We start from the raw sequence: 21,074 nt of genomic DNA on the forward strand, positions 1-21,074 counted from the left end.
CCCGCGCAAACCTCTCTTCCCAACCGTCGATCCGTACCATCGTTCGCCCTACCCCTGTTACGAACCGCCAAAACTCCTAATTCTAGTTTCCCTGGGACGTTGAGCGGGAAAAACTGGTCCCGTAATGGAAAAAGAAGCCGTTTCCCTCGAAGATGCCCTGGAGCACGGACTCACTGCGGATGAATTCGCCAAGATACAAGAAATATTGGGAAGAGTTCCCAATTCTACTGAACTCGGAATCTTCTCGGCCATGTGGTCCGAGCATTGTTCGTATAAAAATTCCATTCTACAGTTAAAAACCCTTCCTACCAAATCGGATAAACTCTTGGCCCAAGCGGGAGAGGAAAACGCGGGCGCAATGGACATAGGGGATGGATTGGCCGTAGTATTCAAGATAGAGAGCCACAACCATCCCACCGCGGTCGAGCCTTACCAAGGCGCAGCCACAGGAGTAGGCGGGATCATGAGGGACATCTTTACGATGGGAGCCAGGCCCATCGTATCCTTGAACTCTTTGCGATTCGGAAATCCGGACCAACCCAGAAATAAATATCTTCTCTCCCGCGCTGTAAAAGGAATCGGCGATTACGGCAACTCTCTAGGTATCGCCGTTTCGGGCGGAGAACTTTTCATAGACGAATGTTTTTCCAAAAATCCTCTCGTGAACGCTATGACCGTCGGAATCGTCCGTCACGACCAAATGGCGAGCGCCACCACCGGAGGAAAGGTAGGCAACGCAGTATTCATCGTAGGATCCACGACCGGGCGGGACGGGATCCACGGGGCTTCCTTTGCCTCCAAGGATTTAACCAAGGAATCCGAATCCAAAAGATCCGCGGTCCAAGTCGGAGATCCTTTCATGGAAAAGCTATTGATGGAAGCGTCTTTGGAAGCGATCCAAAAGAAGCTCCTTGTGGGAATCCAGGACATGGGGGCGGCAGGAATCTCTTGCGCTACCTCCGAAATGAGCGCGAAAGGCAAGACAGGGATGAGAATCAATCTGGATCTTGTCCCCTTCCGGGAAACCGGAATGAACGCGTACGAAGCCATGCTCTCCGAAAGCCAGGAAAGAATGCTCGTGATCCCGATCAAAGGGAAAGAAGAGGAGCTGATTTCTATATTCAAAAAATGGAATCTAAATGCCGTCCAAATCGGGGAAGTCACCGAATCGGGCCTTCTTGAAGTTTACAAGGACGGAAAGTTGAAGGCAAAAATTCCGGCAGAGTCACTCGTACTGGGCGGAGGAGCTCCTCGTTACGTCAGGGAAACGAGACGCCCGGAATACCTAGACAGAGTATCGACCTGGGTTCCGGAATCCTCTCAGGACCTGAAAGAAGGAACGGAAATTTCCGGTGCGCTAAAAAAACTGATCGGAAGCTGGAACCTATCCTCTAGACGACCGATCATCGAACAATACGATACGGAAGTGGGATTGGTCAAACTGATAGGACCCGGATTCGACGGAGGACTCTCCGCCATCTCCGATACGAATCGTGCGCTGGCAACCGCAACGGACTGCAATTCCAGATACGTATATCTGGACCCTTACAAGGGAGCGATGTTTGCGGTCTGCGAATCCGCAAGGAACGTAGCGGTTACGGGCGCCTCTCCCTTCGGAGTGACGAACAATCTGAATTTTGCAAATCCTTATATTCCGGAAAATTACTATATGTTTTCCGAATGTATCCGCGGAATGGGGGACGCTTGCCGTTTTCTGGAAGTCCCCGTAACCGGAGGAAACGTTTCCTTTTATAACGAATCCCCCGAAGGTCCCATTTTCCCGACTCCTACGATCGGTATGGTGGGAATTCTGGAGGATAAACGAAAAGGCATCCGGAATTATCCGGTAAAACCGGGAATCCGATTGGCGTTGGTCGGAAGGTTTCGCCCTTCTCTCGGAGGAAGCGAATTCCAAAAGGTTTTCCTGAAAAAGGTGGAAGGCAAGATGCCGGAATTGGACCTTTCCGACGAAAAATCCCTGATCGCTCTTTTAGTTTCGTTTGCGAAAAACTCCAAGGTTGTCTCCGCTCGGGATCTATCTCTCGGAGGGATCGCGGTTGCGCTGGCCAAGACGGCGATCTTTTCCGGATTAGGCATTCGTGCAAATTTAGGAGCCCTGAAAAAAAATAGGACGGACCTGACTCTCTTCGGAGAAACGGCTGCGTCCGTACTGATCGGATACGAAATCGGATCGGAGGCGGAAATCTCCCGGGAAGTTTCGGCAAGCGGTCTCGAATTCCATAAAATCGGCGAAACCGTCTCCGAGCCGAAACTTGCGATAGAGGACTTTCATCTGGAAGTTCCCCTGTCGGAACTTTCTTCCGAATACGAATCCGGACTGGCGGAGGTCTTCCGATGAAAAAAGCGGGAACTTTCCTTTTTTATACTTTTTTAATATTCTCTCTTTTGCTATCCGGCGCTTGCAAAAAATCGGCGGAAAAACTATTAGCGGATGCGGCGAAACATCCGGAAACCGTGGAAAAACTGGATTTAGGTCTCGGAAAATTAGGAGTCGTTCCCGATGTTCTTTTCCGCTTCCCGAATCTGAAATGGCTGGATCTCCGACTGAACCTTCTCCGCAGTCTACCCGAAAATTCGGGAGATTGGAACAAACTGGAGTATCTGAACGTGTATGGGAACGACCTGAATCTTCTCCCACCTTCCTTCCGAAAACTCGCCGCGCTCCGGATCTTCCTGGCTGGAAACAACGACTTCGAAAAAATTCCGGAAGAATTGACGGATCTTCCCGTAGAGGCGTTGTACTTGGATCAAAATAAATTAAAATGGGGGGAAGAGGATATAACGACCCTTAGTCGCTTACACCGTTTGGAAATCCTGGATATTTCCAAGAATCTAAAAATCGTTTCCCTCCCGAAAAACATCGGCGTTTTGGCGGATCACCCGAAGCTCAGGGTTTTAATCCTGAAGAATACGGGGCTTAGGACCGCAGACGTCGAAATCGCCCGCAAAACATTACCGAAAATACGCATCGAATTTTAAGAATCCATGAAAGAAGAAGAGAAGAAGAACCCCTACTCCGACACAGTCATCCTTCCCCAGACCGACTTTCCGATGAAAGCCGGACTTTCCACTCGCGAACCGGAACAGATCAAAAAATGGGAAGAAGGAAAAATCTTCCACAGAATGAAGGAGAAGAGGAAAAACGATCCGCAATTCGTACTGCACGACGGGCCTCCTTACGCAAACGGAAATTTCCATACGGGCCATGCGCTGAACAAGATCCTAAAGGATATGATCGTTAAGTCCAAGGCTATGTCCGGATTCTATACGGATATGATTCCGGGTTGGGATTGCCACGGTCTGCCCATAGAGGTTCAGGTTCTGAAAAATCTGGGCAAAAAAGCGAAAGAAACCGGGCCGGAAGAACTCAGAAAACTTTGCCGTCAATATGCCGAAGAATTCGTAGTCAAGCAAGGCCAGGACTTATCCCGCTTCTTGTGTTTTTGGGAACAGGGTCGTATCTATAAAACTATGAGTCCAGAATTCGAAGCCAAGATCGTGGAAGTCTTCGGCTCCTTGTTCGAAAAAGGATATGTGTACCGCGGAAAAAAACCCGTTTATTGGTGTATCGAACTCGCTACCGCGCACGCCGAAGCGGAAATCGAGTATCATCCCCATGTCTCTCCGTCCATTTACGTGAAATTTCCGGTGCAGGGAAAGAAAGGTTCCTACTCCTTGATATGGACCACCACACCTTGGACCCTTCCCGCAAATTTAGCCATCAGCTTTAATCCTAGATTTTCCTATTCGTTCTACAAAACTCAGGAAGGAGAATCTTTGTTGATCGCGGACGGATTAAAGGAAGCCGTCGAAAAAGCCACCGGTGTAAAACTAGAAAAGTCCGAGTCTGTCAGTCTCCAAGAGTTGGAATCGATGAAGTTCCTGCACCCTTTCCTGGATCGGGAATCCATTCCGCTCTTCGGCGAACATGTCACCTTGGACGCTGGAACAGGAGCGGTACATACCGCTCCCGGACACGGGCAGGACGACTATAGAGTGGGTCTGGCTGCGGGATTGGAGCCGTATTCTCCCGTGGACGATTACGGAAAATACACGGACGAATTTCCGATGATGAAAGGAACCAAGGTTTGGGACGCAAATCCTAAAATCGTGGAACTCCTGAAAGAGAAAGGGTACCTCCTGCATTATTCCGAATTCGAACACAGCTATCCTCATAGCTGGAGGAGTAAGAAGCCCCTCATTTTCCGCGCGACTCCACAATGGTTTTTTAAAATAGATACCAAAGAACTTCGGGAAAAATCCCTCGATGCCATCGACAAAGTCCGTTGGATTCCGAACTGGGGAATCAGTCGCATCCGCTCCATGGTAGAGACGAGGCCGGACTGGTGCCTTTCCCGCCAGCGGAATTGGGGAGTTCCTATTCCGGCCTTTACCTGCGAATCCTGCGGAGAGACGCACTTAAACCCGGAATCCGTCCGCTTTTTTACGGATTTGGTACGCAAAAGAGGGATAGAAATCTGGTACACGGAGCCCGCTGCCTCTCTCCTCCCTCCCGGAAGCAAATGCGAAAAATGCGGCTCTTCCTCGTTTAAAAAAGGCGGCGATATTCTGGACGTCTGGTTCGACTCCGGTGTGTCTAACTTTGCAGTATTAAGCGAACGAAGCTCCGAGCCCCCCGCGGATCTGTATCTGGAAGGCTCCGACCAACACCGGGGATGGTTCCAATCAAGCCTCTGGCCCTCGATGGCTCTCAGAGGGATTCCCCCGTACAAATCCGTACTTACTCACGGATACGTTCTGGACGATCAGGGCCGAGCCATGTCCAAATCATTGGGCAACGGAATCGACCCGACCAAGGATATCATAAACGTCTACGGTGCCGACATACTTAGGCTCTGGGTGAGCTCCCAGGATTTCAGGGACGATGTCCGGGTAGGAAAAGATGGTCTCAAAACCATCGCGGACAATTACCGCAAAATCAGAAATACCTTCCGTTACCTTTTGGGAAATCTTTCGGGTCATACCCGGGAACAGAACCTTCCTATCGCGGACCTTGAGGAAGTGGACGCGTATTACCTGTCCAAGTTGGCGGATCTAGCCGAGGAGCTCAAATCCTATTACGAGTCCTACCAATTCCACCAAGTATATCAAAAACTTCTTTTGTTCTGTACGGTTTCCCTTTCCCAGGATTACTTCGAGATGATTCGGGATCGTATGTATTGCGACCGTCGGGATTCCCGTTCCAGACGCTCCTCTTGTACCGTTCTGCAGATGATTCTGGAAACTCTTTGCATCTATTCCGCACCGATCTTGAGCTTTACTTCCGAAGAAGTATGGAAGGAAAACAGAAAAACCGATTCCGTCTTTTTGGAAAATTTTCCGAACGTTAGCTCTTGGAAAAATTCGGAACTGGAATCCAAGTTTATCCGAACCTTGGAAGCGAGAGAAAGCGTGCACAAAGCTCTTGAAATGGCGCGCCAAGCGGGCAAATTAGGAAAATCACTGGAAGGCGCCGTCGAGCTAGCCGGATCCGAAATCGGAGAATTGAAAAACCGGTTTTCTCCGGCGGAACTGGAACTGATCTTCACGGTTTCCCAAGTTCGTTTCGATTCCACGGACCGGGAAGTTCTGGCGGAGCACGACGATTTCGGCTTCCGAGTCAGGATCGTCAAACCTACGGAGGACGAGTGCCCCCGTTGTTGGAGACGTCCTGCGGAACCGCGACAAGACGGACTTTGTGCCCGATGCTCCGAGGCGATCCGTATTTAAGTTTATCTCGAAGAGAAAATTAGAATTTTCTCTTTTACTAATTTAAAAAAGCCAGATTCCGATCAGGGTCTGTCGTTTTCGTCGGTTAGCTTGACCGGGCCGTACTGTTTTCGGGGTTGGAACTTATATTTGGTAGGATTCTTCAGATCGAACACGACCCATTTGCGCTGTGGAACCCCTCCGACAAGGCCGAAATCGAAATTCTCCGCTTCCACGATTTCCGTTCCGTCCGTGGATTGGGCCAATTGTATCTCTTCAATCCGAGTCCAACGGTTGAATTCCAAAGTCTGGTCCTTGTCCACGAGCTCCCGTTTGATCCGGCCGAAGAGAACATTGAGCCGGGAATCCGCCGCCCATAGAATGCAAGTGGTCAGCTCGTCGTAAGAAATCACGGATTGAGTGTCATCGTACTTGGAAACCAGCACGAGGAGCCTATCCTTGGGAAGCGCTTTTAAAGCGAACGGAAGATCCCGGGAGAGAAGATCCAGTTCGTGGTCGGAAAAAACAAAATCGGAAAAATATCCGATGGCCGTCCGCTTGGAATATCTTAGGTTCCCGAAATAATCCTTCACCTTGGTTTGATCCAACAGAATGGGATGTTCCAAGGTTGAGATTTTAGTGAACTTATAGAAGTCGCTCAGGTCCTTGGATTCGATTTTGAATAAAGCGATTCCTTCGGAACGAAACACGACTTCCCGATTGGAGTACGGGTAGCATCCCGAAATTCCGACGATCGAGGACGCCAGAAATAAAAGAGGAAGAAGCCGGGACTTCGACCGGAAATATTGCAGGAAAATTACGGGGATTCTTTGTTTCATCTGTATATAGGAAAGAAGTGGAATCGGAAGAGTTTCAGTTCGTCTTGAGAAAATCCGAAAAGTTCGGATATTTTTCCAGAAATTCTTCCATTGTGTAAAGATTTACGATCCGATCCAGCCCGGAAAGCCGAAAAACGGAATGCAGCGACTTATTTAATCCGAAGATGTTAACGACCCCGTTTTTGTCTCGGATCTGGTTCCGGACTTTGATGATAATCCCTATACCGGAAGAGTCGATGAATTTTACTAATCCCAAATGAAAACTAATGATCTCAGGGTATCCGTTCCGGACGCTCTCCTCAAATTCCACATAAAAGTCCCGGGAATTATCCATAAGGATATCCTCCTGGACCGAAAGGACGAGGTGGTTGTCCCGGACTAGACTTTTGAGAATCATGGAAAAATAACAGGCATCGGAAATCCAAGTATGTCAAGAAATAAGTATCTTAGTTGATTTATTTCCTAACGGCGGCCAGGATACTATTAAAGCGGTCCATCGGGAATCCAAATCATGTCCGAATTCGACAAAACCAAAAAAAGTATCGGTGTAAATAATCTGGACGACAAAGCCAGAAGGGAGATGTTCGATAAATTCCAATCGGCCGGCGGAAAAGTCGTATCGGAAAAGGACAAAAAAAGAGAAGAAGCCTCCAAAAAACAGAGGGAGCAACCGCAAGTCAGACAAGGTGCAAGAAGCCAAGCCGGCGGTAAGGATCCCAGAGGATCCTCTTCCAGACCCTCTCCGACCGCTCCCCCTAAAGCGACCGCTAAACAGAATCCGATCCGGGACCGCAAAGCCATCGAAGCGGAAATGGGGAATTTCTTCAATCGTATGGCCGTTAAGTTCAAGTGTTGGATTTCCCGCGTAACCCCTTTTTCCTCCGGCGAACTTCTCCCGGGATTTTTGTCGGAATTGAATATAGCGGGTAAAAAAGCGATTCTGGAAATGAACTTCGTCGGGAACGATCTCTTGGGAAACCCGGCCTATGCCCCGAAAATCGCCAAAGAATTGGATGCCCAAAATCCGCTGTATATAGAACTTTTAGGTCGAATGCACAAGGTCTATGACAATGTGGAGTTAAACCAGCTTCTGGAAGCGCATAACGCGGCTCCGGATATGCCCTTGGCTATTTCGCGAGTACAACAACCTCTTTATTCTTTGTTTAAAAAACTCTATTATATCTATCCGTTCCAAGGCTCTTACGTAAAGGCGGTGACGATGGGCTACCAAGCCCTCGAAAAGTTGGAAGGAAAACCTTCCACGGTATACAATACGAAACGAAAACGGGCTCTTCAGGAATTCGATATCCTCTACGGAACGCTCTTCGACAAACTCTACTTAGCCGTTCTTCGCAATGAAAATAAGAATATCCCTTTGATCAGCTCCTTCATGGAAGATGTGCTCGGAATTCTGCCGGAAGAGAAGTTGGGCCAAAGACAACCCGGAGAAGAATTGGACGAAATCTCCGGCGGAGCCCACGAGGAAGAGGAAGAGCAGGAAGACGCCCCTGCTGAGGAGATCCCGGATCCGGAAGATTCCCTCAGTAAGGAATTGAAATACGGCTTAAAACTGATGAGGTCCTTATCCTTGGATCAGTTGCGGAAAAAGCACGATCCCCGAGGGGATTACGATCGGATCGCTTCCGCAGACAAGGCTTTTCTTTCCTGGCTATTCTTTCGGGAATTCGACGAGGAGTATTCTTTCGTAATGACCACCAAGAAGATCGATTTGAAGCCCACCATCGTAGGCGGAGCCAAAATGGATTTTCGGGAAAAACTGATCGATCTTTACGAAACCACTCGCGGCATCCAGGAACAGTTCCGAATTTACGACCAATATCATAAAGAGCTGGATTCCCATCTGAAAAATCCCGGTGGAAATTACATAGAATCCTCCAAGAAAACCTCCGCCTTGGAAACGAAGAAAAGCCAGCAGTCCCGAAATGTCCGCGTGACGGTGAAGGAGTTCTTACAGAAAGGCTCCGATCTTCTGGGAAAACTCATCGCCGACATGAAGGGAAAAAAAGAAGTCGTCACTAATATGGACGACTTGATGACCTTCGATCTAATGGAGGCGAAAAAACGTCTGAATAAAAAACCCATCAAGCAGTGCATTATGGAAGCTTACTGCTATGCGCTGGCGCTAGCCGAGCGTTTGGAAAACGGAGACCTCTTCGGTGGAGTTCCGGAAATGAACGCGGAAGAGATGGAAAAAGAATTCGGCATCAAAGCAAACAACGAACAGGCGGAGACGGAACTGATGGATTCGAGTGCAGGCTCCAAAGAAACCGACGACAATTTCGGCGTAGATCCCTCCATACTCTCCGATTAAACTAGGATCACAGGTAACTCGTGGCTTCCGTTAAGATCACCCTATTTCAAAAAGAACTTTCCCAACCTATCTCTCCCGACCAACGCTCCAAACTTTCCAAGGAAAAATCGGATTTCCTAATTCTACCGATGTACTTCCCCGGAGGAGGAACCGCTTCTCCCGAATCTCTTTCCTCGCGTTCCAAAAGTTTCAGCGACGAACTGTTGGCCGTTTCCGAAGTCTATAAGGGAGCCATCCTAGGCGGGTGCATGTTTCGAAAGGACGATTCCGGAAAATTGAGACTTTCCGTGCCGATCGTTCAAAATGTGGTACTGATCGATTGGTATGACGTCAAAATATTAAGCGAAGAGGATTCTCCCGCCCTACCCGGCGCTGGAGAAGAGGTGCTGATCTTAGGCGGGTTCCGTTTCGGCGTATTCGTCGGAAAGGAAATCGGCGACGCTCAAAGATTCGAACGCCTACAATCCGAGAACATCAACTTAGCCTTTCATCTGGATGCGGTTCCCGAAAACGGAATTTCGTATTCCGAAGATCTTAAAAGATACGCGGACCTGTCCTCAAAATACGGATTGTATCTGCTCAGATCTTCCGGTCATGGGTCGCCGTTCGGCAGGAAAAAGATCGGTCGTAGCCTCTTGTCCACTCCTACCGGAGTCGCATGGAAGGTCGCCGAGTCAGAAAACGACAAGGAAATCATAAAGACCGTAAATATCAACGGAATCAACGGCCTGTTTTAAAAGCATTGTTCCGAACCTCGCAAAGGTCTTTTTTTTTCCGGATTTCCGAGTATCTACTTCCTGGGTTCGTACTATTCGTTCATACCGTATTGGGATTTTTTGGATTTCCGATACTTGCCATAGACGGCTATTGGCATATGCCTTCCAGAGATTGTTGGTACGACCGTCCTTTACAAGCGCTCGTAGATTTGCACGGGACCAGTCCCGTTCTTCCTCTTTTGCATTCCGCCGCGGCTCATATCGGGGGAGGCGATCCTTATAAGGTATACGCTTGGATCCTTCCCCTATTGCATTCCGTCGCCTGTGTTCTTTTCCGAATTACGTTGCAAAGATTACGAATTCCCTCCGCGACCCTATGGACCGGAATCTTTCTCTTGAATCCTCTCGTTTTCGCGTTCTTCCGATATCCTTTCTATTCCACGTACCTCTTCTTTTTGTCCATCGTACTACTGTACTGCCTTTGGGGGATCCGAAAGGAAAACCGCAGATTCCTTTGTACCTCCGCGATTATTTCCCTGACTGCCGCGATCCGACCCTCATGGCATCTCGGCTTGGCTTTCTTTTGGATCTGTTGGTCGGCTTGGTACGGTAGAAGGAGGCTTTCCCGCAAAACGGTGCTTTTGGCGTTATTTACTCTGTCTCTACCGGGAATTCTTTATTTGAAAAATCTGTATCTCTTCGACAACTTCTCCGCCTCTTCTTGGTTAGGTATGAACTTGGCCAGATCCAGACAGATCCGGATAGAGACCTCCGAAGGTAGACCGGTGGAAGCGTTCCAACTCCCTCTTTCCGTTTATCGTGGGGTGATATCCGAACCGGATCCTCTTTCGGATCGGTATTCCGACAGGGTTTGCTTGAACGGCCAAGACTACCATAACGCGGAATTCGTCCGAATTTCCAAAGAGTTCATGAAACGGTTCCTTCAAACCTTCGACGTAAGGGAAAATCTGAAATCCGTCCGCTTGGGATTCAAAATATACCTGAGCAGTCCGTCGAATTATCCTTTTATAAATCCCTTATTCGACGCCTTACCGGAGGCGCTTCGAAAATACCCGGGACTAGATTGGTTTTCCTCTGGGCCTAGGGGAGGATTCGACGGGAATCTTTATAGATTCGTCTATCCTTTATTATTAATATTGAATCTATTTCGCTTTTTTAGGGCTTCCTTCCGATTCCGGATCGTTTTTTTGCACATAGCGGCCTTGACCTTTCTGTATTCCTTTGTGGATCCGTTCGAAGCCAACCGGATGAGGTTCGAGTTGGAACCTTTCTGGTACCTGTCCTTTTTGCTCGCTATAGGGGACGCCAAAAGGTCGTTCGCCGGGTTGTACAAAAAGTTCCGAAAAACCGGAAGCTGATTCGGAATCTTCCTCGTTTTATCGGGATTTTCCGGCTCCCCGCTTTTTCTCCTTGCGAAGAAAGCAAGAGTCTCTAGGATTCTCGATTGCTCTGACAGGGGGAAGGATGAAATTAAAACCTCATCAACTGATCGAATCTCCGGAATTCAAAAAACTGGTACGATCCAGATGGACAGTGAGCTTCATACTTTTGGCGTTCCTTTTCGCGAATTACTACGGCTTTATACTCGCAATCGCTTTTAAAAAGGAATGGTTGACGGAACGGATCGGAGCATCCGCGAATTTCGGCCTTCTTGCCGGCGCCTTGGTCATCGTGATTTCCTGGTTCCTGACCTTAATTTACGTGTATTGGGGAAACGCCTTTTACGACAAGAGGATCGAAAGCCTTAAGAACACTCTGGAAAAAGAAGGGGAAAAATGATGGAATCCACATTAGGACAACCTAATTTTATATCGGTCGCATTCTTTCTCGTCTTCGTTCTTTTGACTTTAGGGATCACGTATTGGGCCGCCAAGAAGACCAAAACTTCCAGCGAATTCTATGCGGCCGGGAGAAACATCACCGGATTCCAAAACGGATTGGCGCTGTCCGGAGATTATATGTCCGCGGCTTCCTTTTTGGGAATCTCGGGCATGGTCGCGTTAAAAGGTTACGACGGCATCATTTACGCGGTGGGTTGGCTGGTCGGATGGCCGGCGCTGATGTTTCTCATCGCGGAACCGCTCCGCAATCTTGGCAAGTACACGTTCGCGGACGTTTTGGCTTTTCGGCTTCGACAAAAGCCGATTCGAATCTCCGCTTCCATAGGAGGAATCCTGGTCACCCTCACCTACTCCATCGCCCAAATCGTAGGTTCGGGAAAACTCATCAACCTGATGTTCGGCATTTCCTACGAATCCGCCGTGGTTCTGGTCGGAGGAGTCATGCTGCTATACGTTCTCTTCGGAGGAATGATCGCCACCACTTGGGTACAAATCGTAAAAGCGGCTCTGCTACTTTTCGGAGTGACCCTTTTAGCCTTGCTCGCTCTAGCTAAATTCGGCTTCAACCTCTCGGACTTATACGGAGCGGTGGAAAATACGTACGGTCGGTCCGCTTTGGAACCGGGAGGATTGGTTTCGAATCCTTTGGACGCCATCTCTCTCGGATTGGCTCTCATGTTCGGATTATTAGGACTTCCGCATATTCTAATGCGCTTTTATACGGTTCCCGACGCGAAAGAGGCCCGAAAATCGGTGGCTTACGCTACCACGTTCATCGGTTACTTTTACATCATCATTCCGATCGTGGGATTTGCCGCGGCGGTTCTGATAGGAAAGGACAAAATCGCCTCCGTGGACAAGGGAGGAAATATGGCTGCGGCACTTTTGGCGGAACTCTTGGGAGGAACTCCCTTCTTAGGATTCATCGCGGCGGTGGCTTTTGCGACCATATTGGCGGTAGTCGCCGGATTGACTCTGGCTGCAGCTTCCACGATTTCCCACGATCTACATTTCAACGTGTTCCGGGAAGGAAAAGCTACGGAAGAGGAGCAGGTTACGGTGGCGCGTAGAGCTACCGTCGCCTTCGGGATTTTCGGGATCCTTTTAGGAATTCTATTTAAGGATCAGAACGTGGCTTTCATGGTAGGCTTGGCCTTTGCGATCGCCGCCAGCGGAAATTTCCCGGCCTTGTTCCTATCCATCCTTTGGAGGAACTTCAGCACCGCGGGCGGAGTTGCTTCCATTCTTTCGGGCTCCCTTTCCGCGAGCCTGCTCATCATACTCAGTCCTACCGTTTGGGTGGAAGTCTTCGGATTCTCGTCTCCGATCTTTCCCTATAAAAACCCGGCGATCTTCTCCATGACCCTTTCCTTTCTAACCGCATTCGTATTCTCCAAATGGTTCCCCGAAAAGAAAGCCCAGAGTGCTTACGAAACGGAAAAAGTAAGGGTATATCTAGGAGTGGGGGCGGAGTAGAAAGTCCGCCGCAAAACTAGAGTAAATTGTGATCCTTCATGGATCGGTACAGGGTGGCGATCGTAACCTTTAGGATCGCCGCCAGAGGTACTGCGACGAGCATCCCGGCGATCCCGAGCAAGGTTCCGCCGACGGTTACCGCTCCGACTACGATGATCGGATGCAAGGATACCGCATCGGAAATGATAACCGGTTGAACGAAGAAATTGTCCACCGCTTGAGCGATCAGAATCACGATTAGAATGGCTCCCATTAATTCGTACATTCCCATCCCGTGGGTAATCCAATTTTCGCCGTAAAAAATCCTGGGACCGTGGGTTACGGTCATGAATAAGGGGGGAATCGCTCCGATGATCGGTCCTAAATAAGGAATCGAATTCGCAATTCCCACGAAAAGAGCGAAGATATAAAAGTATCCGAGCCCGATCGTAGAAAAGCCTATCATCGAAACTACGGTTATGATGGCACTCTGGATCACTAGGCTTCTAAGATAATTCGTGATCTGCTCGTTGATATTCGCCGCGACCATAATGGTCATTTCGAAATAGCGATTCGGAACTAAGCTTACTAGATTCTTATAGACTCCGTTTCCGTTCAAAAGAAAAAGAAAAGCGAAGAGAGGAGTGATGACCAGATAACCTATCAGCGTCGGGATGGCGGAGGCCAGACCGGAAACTTCCCTGTGTACGAAATCGGTGGCACCTTGGATCAACTCTTCCGGTCGGATCGTTTCCTCCCATCCGGCCGGAAAATCGTTGAATTGTAGTTTGAAACCGATCACCAGATACTTGAATTTTGCGTCGTCCAGATCCTGTTTCCAATTTTTGACCAAGGGTTCGAGAGTGGAAACGATGGGAGGCGCAACCTCGGTCGCAATCAGATAGATCGGAATACAGATCACGAGCATCAGTCCCGAGACCCCGATCAACCTGGGGATCCCCAAGCTTTCCAAGTAATTCACGGATCCGTTAAATATATAGAATAGAATGAGGGAAAGAGCGATCGGAACGATCAAAAGCTTGAGACCCAATACGAAAAATACGATCGCCGATCCGACCAACAAAAAAAAGATCGTTCGAATAACGTAGGTCGATAAGGGTCTTGTCTCAGACATTTTTTTGTTTTCCCTTGTAATAGGCCTTTTCCAAAAGCTGGTTCGTTTTTTGCAGCCTTTCTACGATGACACCCGTCAAACTCAAAAGGATCTCTATCCCCAATTTCGGTTTGGTCTCGATGATTTCCTTCAGATCGGGTTGAAAAAAACCGAGCAATGTGGAAGGCTCGGAGGCGATCGCCGTAGCGGTACGCCTTTCCTCGGAAAAGAGAGAGAGTTCTCCGAAAAAGGAATGTTGGTCCAGGTGGGCCAGATCCAATTCGATTCCGTCACGTACCGAGCGAATGGTCACCTTACCGTCGAAGATCAGGTAAAAGCCGGCCCCCGCTTCTCCTTGACGGAAAATTTCCTCCCCTTCGACGTATTTTCTAACGTGCACCAACCTCGCGATTTCGGTCAAGGTTCTCCGTTTCATTTTTCCGAAGACGGAAGTTTCTCTCAAAAATCGGATAATCTCGGGATTGGAGGTCCCTTTCTTCTTTAGTAATTTCTTCCAAATCGGGAGCTGGAGAGGATTCACGCTTACTTCTTATCCTCCTCGAGCTTCATGGTAAAAATGAGCAGGACCAACCCTACGCTTACGCAGGAATCCGCGAAATTAAATGCCGGCCAGCGCTCGTAGAGTAGCCAATTCGGCCAGTCGAAGTCCAAAAAGTCCACCACTCCGATGAACCTTCCCAGGAATTGATTCTCGATGAATCCGAATTCTGCTCCGACTCCGATCACCTTTACGAAAAATTTATCTATAAAATTTCCGAAAGCGCCGGACATGACCAAGGCCCAACCTACCGGATGTCCCAGATCCGGGTTCTTCCATCTATAGGCGATGAGAACCAGGATGGCGATCGCTGTCATCGCCAAGGAAGTCCTAGGATACCCTTGAAAAAAGCCCATCACGAAACCCGTATTGAAGGTCAAGGTCAAACGGAAGAAATTTCCGAGTACTTCCACGGGCGAATGAGGGTGAAGATAAAGAATGGCGATGTACTTAGTGACTAGGTCTATGATTGTTCCCAGAATAACGGAAATGATGAATATCGGCGGATATACTTCCAAGAATTTCTTTTCGAAAAATTTCACTGACGGTTCCTTTTAGAGCTGAATTTATTTTTCAGGAGCGAAAGAGCAAGGAGGATTCCGAAGAAAACGGAGCTGCCGTAACCGATCATCGCGGAGAGCTCGTCCCCTCGATCCATTCTTTCCGTTCCATAATGGATTCCGAATAGGATCGCCGCCGTGGCGATGACTTGGTGACCCAAAGAATACATTCTTTTGCTATGCGCTTCCAGGTCGGGAAGACGATAAGCCTGCTTACCACGATTCAGATTCTTTACGGTTTGCAGAAGTTCGCCAGGGAGAGAAACGGCCTGTCCCCAAATGCCTCCTTCCTGGACGAGAACCTTCTGCCAATTGTTCTCACCTTGCAGGACCAGATTCTTAAAAGGCTTCTCTCCGTAATCCAGAACGGTACGGTACGGATCCAGAGTGGCGGTGATCCCCACCAAAAGACCCAGCACTCTTTCTAAAGGGATCAAAGTCACGGGCAACTGGACCATCTTCAACAGACCCCTTAGACTGGAATTGATCTCCTTTAGAAATTTCAAATCTTCGGGGGTATGAATCTGCTCGAACTTTAGATTCCGGAAAGAATCGGTGTCCGAAAGGAATTTGGATAATTTCTCCAGAGAATACCTGACGACTTCCTCCACCTTATCCCTGTCCGCTTTGCGGGAAAGAAGCCCCAATTCGTCGAGCCCTTCCACCACTCCTCCGTAATCCTTGGACATGGCACAAAGAAAAATCCTACGCAACACGAGCGCTTGGCTGGGAGGAATTTCTCCTACCGCGCCGAAATCGATGAAGCATAACTTTTCGTCAGAAGTATAAATCATGTTTCCCGGATGAGGATCCGCATGATAAAAACGGAATTCGAACACCATAAGAATATAAGCTCGTATCAAAAGGTCCACCGGCCTGGATTTAGCCTGGCCTTTTTTAAGGGAGGCGACCTGAGTGATCCGGATCCCGTCTATAAATTGCGCCGTCAGAACGCTCTTGCCGCTCCACTCCTTATGGATCTTGGGAAAGACGTAATCCGGTTCCTCCGTAAAATAACGGGACATCCTTTCCATGGACTCGGCTTCCAAACGCAAATCCGTTTCCCGTCCGACTAATTTCGTGATTTCCTTATGTACGATTTTGTAATCGAAGGAGACAAGCAGACGATTCACTCTTTTCAAAAACGTTCGGATCGCCTTTAGGTCCTTCGCGATGATCTCCTCTATGCCGGGATAGAGTATCTTAACGGCCACCTTTTCTCCCTTATAACTCGCGGAATGCACTTGAGCGATGGAAGCCGAGGCGAGAGGCGCTTCGGAGATGTCCGGAAAAACTTCCGCAATATCCTTTCCGAATTCCTTTCTGAATCTTTCCTTGATTTCCGCGAACGGATGGGGGGGCACACGATCCTGTAGATCCTGCAGAGGTTCCGTAAAACTTTCGGGAAAAAGATGGGAGAGGCTAGCAAGGTATTGTCCTAACTTTACGTACACTCCTCCCATTTTCAGGAAGAATTCCCGGCACTCCTCTCCCAGGTTCCGAAAAAATTCCGTTTCCTTTTCTTCGGTTCTATAGGAAGGAAATAAAAAACGTCCGAAGCGGTAGTACCAAAAAAGGGAGAAGATCTTTTTCCATAAAAACCAACTTCCTCTATAATACCTTCCTTTCGCGGAGTATTTCGGAAGATTGGAACCGTTTTGAGTGGAGGAAGACTTAGACATAAATCCTATTCGGGCTCGGAAATCGTTCTAACATCCGCCTTGGTTTTGATCCGATCCAGGAGTTCCATGATTCCCAGATTTTCCCGGAGGCTACCCGTGATGCGTTGCGATTTATTCGAAAGAACGGATCGGATTTCCGCATAGAGATTCTCGAAGGGATTCGATCCGAAGGAAGATTTTTCGGGAAACGAGACTTCCGTCAAACTATTAAATCCTTTGTATTTCGAGGAGGGTTTGGATTCGAACATCCGGAATCCATCGTTGGAGAGAATGATCCTGGCCGATTCCGTCATAATGTCCATTTCGAACTGAAAGTACTTCCTGTTTCCGCCCGCCTCCAAAAAGACCACAGGTCCCGATCCATATTCCAGAAGAGCAACGGCCCTATCTTCCGCCGGGATCCCTTTTCTCCTGCGGATGCCGGAGCGAACTCGGTCCGGTTTTCCCAAATACCAATAGATCAGATCCACCGCATGAGTTCCGTCATGGAACAACGGTCCCGTCCTCCCTTTCCAAGCCCTTCCCGGCGCCGCGGTGGAAGTCAATACGGAAGCTCGGATCGTCCGGACTTCCCCGTACTTTCCGGAATCCAAAATCTCTTTTGCCCAGGCGTATTTCGGATGGTACCTTCGCTCGTGATTCACCCAGATTCTCGTCCCGTTTTTTCGGGCCAGACGATCCAACGACTTGGCTTGCAAAAAGGTTTCGCAAACCGGCTTCTCCACAAGCAGGTTCTTTACCCCCGAACGAATCGCGGCGGCGGAATCGAAGAAATGGGATTCTGTAGGGGTCGCAACGATGACCAGATCCGGAATTTTGCCGCGGGCAAAGAACGTTTCCCAATCGGAAAACAATAGGTGGGGCGAGACTTTCCATTGTCGGAGGAAGGAATGTCTTTTTTCCTCGTTCGGATCGATGGAACCTATCAGTTCGAAATTTTTCTTTCCCCAAGAACTAAAAAGAACGCCCGCATGAGTGCAGGGCTTCTGCCTCAGAGGATCCGTTTCGAGGGAACTCGCGATCCTTCCCAGTCCGATCAAAACCGTCTTCACTTTCGGCATCGAGGATACTGAAAGAGTTTTTTCGGGTTTCGCAACCCGATTTTTTTTCCCAAAATCCGCTACCTAGCCCGGCAGTACTTCGGAAAGCTGTAATCTATGCGAGCCGATTTCAGATACGACCCGGAGACCGTCCGGAGGGTTCTTTCTTCCCCTTCTTCTTTTTCCTTTGTTCCGGAACCGGAGATCCTATCCATCACCACCGCTTCCGGATTGTGCGAGACCGGTTCCCTATTCGTTCCTCTCCTAGGCAATCGAGACGGGCACGACTTCATACCCGAAGCTTTACGTTCCGGCGCCTCCTACTTTTTGTGCAAGCAAGACCATCCGATCCTGCAAAAACTCCCGGAATCGGACCTACAAAAAGCGATCTTTGTCAAGGACACCTTGGCGGCATTGGGGAAACTCGCCGCCTTTCATCGTTCCAGATTCAATCCCGTCCTGATCGCCGTCACCGGTTCCAGCGGAAAGACGACCACGAAGGAAACCTTAAATTCCTGCCTGTCCCCTTTGGGAGAGGCGTTAGTCGTTACCGAAAAGAATTACAACAACGAAATCGGAGTTCCGTTTACGCTGTTCAAAATAGGATCGAAGACCAGATTCGTAATATGCGAAATGGGAATGAACACGAAAGGAGAGATCGCCAGGTTGTCCAAAATGGCCAGGCCGGAGTTGGCGATAGTGACTACAATCGGAACGGCTCACATAGAATATCTAGGTTCCCGAAAAGGGATCGCCAAGGCCAAGGCCGAGATACTGGAAGGAATGCCGAAATCCGGAATTCTATATTACCCGAAATCGGAAGAATACAAGAGGATCTTAACCAAAAAGGCGGCAAGATACGGAGTCAAGTGCAGGTTCGTAGATAGATTCCGAGAATTGAATATTCAGGAAACGTTAAAAGAAGGTTTCAGACTGGAAATTTCGGGAAGGACGGTGGACTGGAATTTACCCGGAATCAAATTGCTGGACAATCTTTCCCTCTGCGTTGCCGCATTAAAAGAATTGAAAATTCCGTCGGAGTGGATCGTGGACGGATTGAAAAACTTCAAGGCGGGCGACAAAAGACTGGATTTGCAGGAAGGAAACTATCGGATCCTAAACGACACTTACAATGCGAACAGGGAATCAATGCTTTCCTCCTTGAGCGCCTGTTCCCAATTGGCAAACGGAGAAGGATTTTACGCCGTTTTGGGGGACATGAAGGAAGTAGGATCTTTCTCCAAAAAATTCCACACCGAAATCGGAAAATTCGCGGCGAGCCTCTCCAACTGCAAAGGAGTCTTTACCTACGGGAAGGATTCCGCATTTCTCTCGGAAGGGTTTCGAAAAAAAACGGACGCCTCAAAAAAGACCGCCGCATTTCCGGGGGATGAGGAAGGCTTCCAGTCTCTTTTGGAAACGATTCGGCGGGAGGTTCCGCAAGGATCCTATCTACTGGTCAAAGCCTCCCGAGGAATGAAATTAGAGAGAGTGGTGGAAGCGTTAAATTCGGCTTCTTAAATCGGTTTCGGGCTTGCGAAACCGAGGACGCCCGAAGATCCTGCAAGCGTGCAACCGAAAGTAGCGATCATTATGGGAAGCCATTCCGATTGGGAAACGATGAAGGAATCGGTCCTCGTTCTCGAAGCGTTGGGAGTTCCTTGTCATAAGGAAATCGTCTCCGCCCATCGTTCTCCCGAATTGATGGTCGACTTCGCGAAAACGGCCAAGTCCAAGGGATTCGAAATCATCATAGCAGGCGCAGGGGGCGCGGCCCATCTTCCCGGAATGGTGGCTTCTCTTACCGATCTTCCGGTATTAGGAGTTCCGGTAAAATCCTCTCAATTGAACGGATTGGATAGCTTACTCTCCATCGTGCAGATGCCCGGAGGAGTTCCGGTAGGAACCCTTGCCATAGGGGCAGCCGGGGCGAAGAATGCCGGATTGTTAGCCGCTAGAATTCTAGCGTTGCGGGACGAAAGCTTGTCTCGTAAGCTCGAAGAATACCGCACGAAACTTCGGGAAGAAGCCTTATCTAAAAACGACCTTCTATCATGAATAAAATCCTATTGCCTCCTTCACGTCTAGGACTCATGGGCTCCGGACAGCTCGGAAGAATGTTCGCCCAAGAAGCGATCCGGATGGGATATAGAACTTCTGTTTACTCTCCGGAGCGAAATAGTCCCGCGTTTCTCGCCGGAGCCGAAGAAACGGTCGCTCCCTACGAAGACGAAGACGCTTTACTGAAATACCTGGAAGGCTTAGACGCGTTGACCTTCGAGTTCGAAAACATTCCGAACGCCGAATTGAATCTGATCCAGAAATTTTCCGAGAAAAACGGACTCAGAGTTTATCCGTCCCCGGAGTGCATTCGAATCGCTCAACATAGGATCCGTGAAAAATCCGTCTTCCGTAAATTAGGTCTGCCCACCGTCGCCTTTTATCCGATCACGAATCGATCGGAAGCGTTAGCAGCCGTGGAAGCTTGTAAGTTTCCGGCAATATTAAAAACCTCTTCCTTCGGCTACGACGGAAAAGGTCAGACGAAGTATAAGAGTAAAGAGGAGTTCCGATTCTGGGCAGAATCGATCGGATGCGGACCCTTGGATCTTATCTTGGAGGAATATTTCGACTTCGAAAAGGAAGCCTCCGTGATCTTAGCGAGAAATATCGAAGGAAAAATCTTCTGCTTTCCCCCTTCCGAAAATTTTCACAGGAACCATATCCTCGATCTCACCGTCCATCCGGGGCGTTTTTCCCAAAATGTAAACGAAGGAATGAAGGAAGCCGCGATCCGCTTGGCGGAAGGGATAAATTACGTGGGTGTCTTCGGGCTGGAATTTTTCGTAAAGGGTAACGTATTTATATTAAACGAATTTGCACCTCGCCCGCATAATTCGGGTCATTTTTCCCAGGACGCTGCCGGGATTTCCCAATTCGAATTGCAGGTACGCATTCTTACCGGACTTCCCCTGCCCGATTCAAACCCGGCCTCTCCCAGTTCCATGAAGAATATCCTCGGACAGGATTACGAACCCACGTCCGAAAAATGGATGAAATATCTTTCCGATTCCAGATATACGCTACACCTGTACGGAAAATCGGACCCCAGAAAGGACCGCAAAATGGGTCATTGGAATTTTACGGGAGAAGCGCCCGAGTCCGCTTTCGAATAGGAAAATGTC

At 48.9% G+C, this 21,074-nt stretch carries 18 protein-coding genes; 11 read left to right on the forward strand and 7 right to left on the reverse strand.

What is annotated here, in order from left to right:
- The first annotated feature begins 124 nt into the window (after nt 1-124).
- Genes purL through ileS form a run of 3 tightly spaced genes read left to right on the forward strand, consistent with a single transcriptional unit; the run spans nt 125 to nt 5,751 of the window.
- Complete coding sequence (gene purL, locus EHO61_RS10000) at nt 125-2,359, forward strand: phosphoribosylformylglycinamidine synthase subunit PurL (RefSeq protein ID WP_135813445.1); 2,235 nt, start codon at nt 125-127, stop codon at nt 2,357-2,359.
- Nucleotides 2,356-3,000 (forward strand): leucine-rich repeat domain-containing protein, encoded by a 645-nt coding sequence (locus EHO61_RS10005; RefSeq protein ID WP_135813446.1) that lies wholly within the window; start codon nt 2,356-2,358, stop codon nt 2,998-3,000. Before purL ends, EHO61_RS10005 begins: the two co-directional genes overlap by 4 nt.
- Before the next feature lie 6 nt (nt 3,001-3,006).
- Nucleotides 3,007-5,751, forward strand: coding sequence for an isoleucine--tRNA ligase (ileS, locus tag EHO61_RS10010; RefSeq protein ID WP_135813447.1), 2,745 nt, complete (start codon nt 3,007-3,009; stop codon nt 5,749-5,751).
- Between the two features lie 62 nt (nt 5,752-5,813).
- Here the strand turns inward: ileS and EHO61_RS10015 are convergent, their stop codons facing one another.
- The gene (locus EHO61_RS10015) at nt 5,814-6,569 is read right to left on the reverse strand and encodes an LA_1326/LA_4305 family lipoprotein (protein ID WP_246032076.1); all 756 of its coding nucleotides are present in this window, start codon (nt 6,567-6,569) and stop codon (nt 5,814-5,816) included.
- Between the two features lie 34 nt (nt 6,570-6,603).
- The gene (locus EHO61_RS10020; RefSeq protein WP_135769046.1) at nt 6,604-6,966 is read right to left on the reverse strand and encodes an STAS domain-containing protein; all 363 of its coding nucleotides are present in this window, start codon (nt 6,964-6,966) and stop codon (nt 6,604-6,606) included.
- Between the two features lie 114 nt (nt 6,967-7,080).
- Here EHO61_RS10020 and EHO61_RS10025 point away from each other — a divergent pair, with 114 nt between their 5' ends.
- From EHO61_RS10025 to EHO61_RS10045, 5 genes are all read left to right on the forward strand, one after another.
- Nucleotides 7,081-8,901, forward strand: coding sequence for a hypothetical protein (locus EHO61_RS10025; protein ID WP_135813448.1), 1,821 nt, complete (start codon nt 7,081-7,083; stop codon nt 8,899-8,901).
- A gap of 20 nt (nt 8,902-8,921) precedes the next feature.
- On the forward strand, nt 8,922-9,638 hold the full coding sequence (locus EHO61_RS10030) for an amidohydrolase (protein ID WP_135813449.1): 717 nt from the start codon (nt 8,922-8,924) through the stop codon (nt 9,636-9,638).
- Nucleotides 9,639-9,775: 137 nt separating this feature from the next.
- A complete protein-coding gene (locus EHO61_RS10035; protein WP_135813450.1) occupies nt 9,776-10,996 on the forward strand; it encodes a hypothetical protein in 1,221 nt (406 codons plus the stop codon).
- A gap of 106 nt (nt 10,997-11,102) precedes the next feature.
- The gene (locus EHO61_RS10040) at nt 11,103-11,417 is read left to right on the forward strand and encodes a DUF485 domain-containing protein (RefSeq protein ID WP_135813451.1); all 315 of its coding nucleotides are present in this window, start codon (nt 11,103-11,105) and stop codon (nt 11,415-11,417) included.
- Nucleotides 11,417-12,955 carry a sodium:solute symporter family transporter gene (locus EHO61_RS10045; protein WP_135813494.1) on the forward strand — a complete coding sequence of 513 codons (1,539 nt, stop codon included), beginning with the start codon at nt 11,417-11,419 and terminating at the stop codon, nt 12,953-12,955. The genes EHO61_RS10040 and EHO61_RS10045 overlap by 1 nt, the downstream gene beginning before the upstream one ends.
- Nucleotides 12,956-12,971: 16 nt before the next feature.
- Here the strand turns inward: EHO61_RS10045 and EHO61_RS10050 are convergent, their stop codons facing one another.
- The 5 genes from EHO61_RS10050 to EHO61_RS10070 are packed head-to-tail and all read right to left on the reverse strand — an operon-like array spanning nt 12,972 to nt 17,910.
- Nucleotides 12,972-14,069: an AI-2E family transporter gene (locus EHO61_RS10050; protein ID WP_135813452.1), complete on the reverse strand. Its 1,098-nt coding sequence runs from the start codon at nt 14,067-14,069 to the stop codon at nt 12,972-12,974.
- Complete coding sequence (locus EHO61_RS10055; protein WP_135813453.1) at nt 14,062-14,589, reverse strand: cyclic nucleotide-binding domain-containing protein; 528 nt, start codon at nt 14,587-14,589, stop codon at nt 14,062-14,064. Before EHO61_RS10055 ends, EHO61_RS10050 begins: the two co-directional genes overlap by 8 nt.
- A 2-nt stretch (nt 14,590-14,591) precedes the next feature.
- Complete coding sequence (locus EHO61_RS10060) at nt 14,592-15,149, reverse strand: lipoprotein signal peptidase (protein WP_135813454.1); 558 nt, start codon at nt 15,147-15,149, stop codon at nt 14,592-14,594.
- On the reverse strand, nt 15,146-16,849 hold the full coding sequence (locus EHO61_RS10065; protein ID WP_135813455.1) for an ABC1 kinase family protein: 1,704 nt from the start codon (nt 16,847-16,849) through the stop codon (nt 15,146-15,148). The genes EHO61_RS10060 and EHO61_RS10065 overlap by 4 nt, the downstream gene beginning before the upstream one ends.
- Nucleotides 16,850-16,854: 5 nt before the next feature.
- Nucleotides 16,855-17,910, reverse strand: a complete 1,056-nt coding sequence (locus tag EHO61_RS10070; RefSeq protein WP_135813456.1) for a Gfo/Idh/MocA family protein — start codon at nt 17,908-17,910, stop codon at nt 16,855-16,857.
- A gap of 96 nt (nt 17,911-18,006) precedes the next feature.
- On the opposite strand from EHO61_RS10070, the gene EHO61_RS10075 reads away from it, so the two are divergent.
- Genes EHO61_RS10075 through EHO61_RS10085 form a run of 3 tightly spaced genes read left to right on the forward strand, consistent with a single transcriptional unit; the run spans nt 18,007 to nt 21,065 of the window.
- The gene (locus EHO61_RS10075; RefSeq protein WP_135813457.1) at nt 18,007-19,410 is read left to right on the forward strand and encodes a UDP-N-acetylmuramoyl-tripeptide--D-alanyl-D-alanine ligase; all 1,404 of its coding nucleotides are present in this window, start codon (nt 18,007-18,009) and stop codon (nt 19,408-19,410) included.
- A 48-nt stretch (nt 19,411-19,458) separates the two neighbouring features.
- Nucleotides 19,459-19,947 carry a 5-(carboxyamino)imidazole ribonucleotide mutase gene (gene purE / locus EHO61_RS10080; protein WP_135813458.1) on the forward strand — a complete coding sequence of 163 codons (489 nt, stop codon included), beginning with the start codon at nt 19,459-19,461 and terminating at the stop codon, nt 19,945-19,947.
- Nucleotides 19,944-21,065, forward strand: coding sequence for a 5-(carboxyamino)imidazole ribonucleotide synthase (locus EHO61_RS10085; protein ID WP_135813459.1), 1,122 nt, complete (start codon nt 19,944-19,946; stop codon nt 21,063-21,065). Before purE ends, EHO61_RS10085 begins: the two co-directional genes overlap by 4 nt.
- The last annotated feature ends 9 nt before the right edge of the window (nt 21,066-21,074 follow it).

The organism is Leptospira fluminis (assembly GCF_004771275.1).
Classification (GTDB): domain Bacteria; phylum Spirochaetota; class Leptospiria; order Leptospirales; family Leptospiraceae; genus Leptospira_B; species Leptospira_B fluminis.

Coding starts and splice junctions, on each gene's coding strand:
- EHO61_RS10020 (WP_135769046.1), bottom strand. CDS start 6,966: ATGATTCTCAAAAGTCTAGTCCGGGACAACCACCTCGTCCTTTCGGTC.
- EHO61_RS10015 (WP_246032076.1), bottom strand. CDS start 6,569: ATGAAACAAAGAATCCCCGTAATTTTCCTGCAATATTTCCGGTCGAAG.
- EHO61_RS10025 (WP_135813448.1), top strand. CDS start 7,081: ATGTCCGAATTCGACAAAACCAAAAAAAGTATCGGTGTAAATAATCTG.
- EHO61_RS10040 (WP_135813451.1), top strand. CDS start 11,103: ATGAAATTAAAACCTCATCAACTGATCGAATCTCCGGAATTCAAAAAA.
- EHO61_RS10005 (WP_135813446.1), top strand. CDS start 2,356: ATGAAAAAAGCGGGAACTTTCCTTTTTTATACTTTTTTAATATTCTCT.
- EHO61_RS10070 (WP_135813456.1), bottom strand. CDS start 17,910: ATGCCGAAAGTGAAGACGGTTTTGATCGGACTGGGAAGGATCGCGAGT.
- EHO61_RS10085 (WP_135813459.1), top strand. CDS start 19,944: ATGAATAAAATCCTATTGCCTCCTTCACGTCTAGGACTCATGGGCTCC.
- EHO61_RS10035 (WP_135813450.1), top strand. CDS start 9,776: ATGCCTTCCAGAGATTGTTGGTACGACCGTCCTTTACAAGCGCTCGTA.
- EHO61_RS10075 (WP_135813457.1), top strand. CDS start 18,007: ATGCGAGCCGATTTCAGATACGACCCGGAGACCGTCCGGAGGGTTCTT.
- purL (WP_135813445.1), top strand. CDS start 125: ATGGAAAAAGAAGCCGTTTCCCTCGAAGATGCCCTGGAGCACGGACTC.
- EHO61_RS10050 (WP_135813452.1), bottom strand. CDS start 14,069: ATGTCTGAGACAAGACCCTTATCGACCTACGTTATTCGAACGATCTTT.
- ileS (WP_135813447.1), top strand. CDS start 3,007: ATGAAAGAAGAAGAGAAGAAGAACCCCTACTCCGACACAGTCATCCTT.
- EHO61_RS10045 (WP_135813494.1), top strand. CDS start 11,417: ATGGAATCCACATTAGGACAACCTAATTTTATATCGGTCGCATTCTTT.
- EHO61_RS10065 (WP_135813455.1), bottom strand. CDS start 16,849: ATGTCTAAGTCTTCCTCCACTCAAAACGGTTCCAATCTTCCGAAATAC.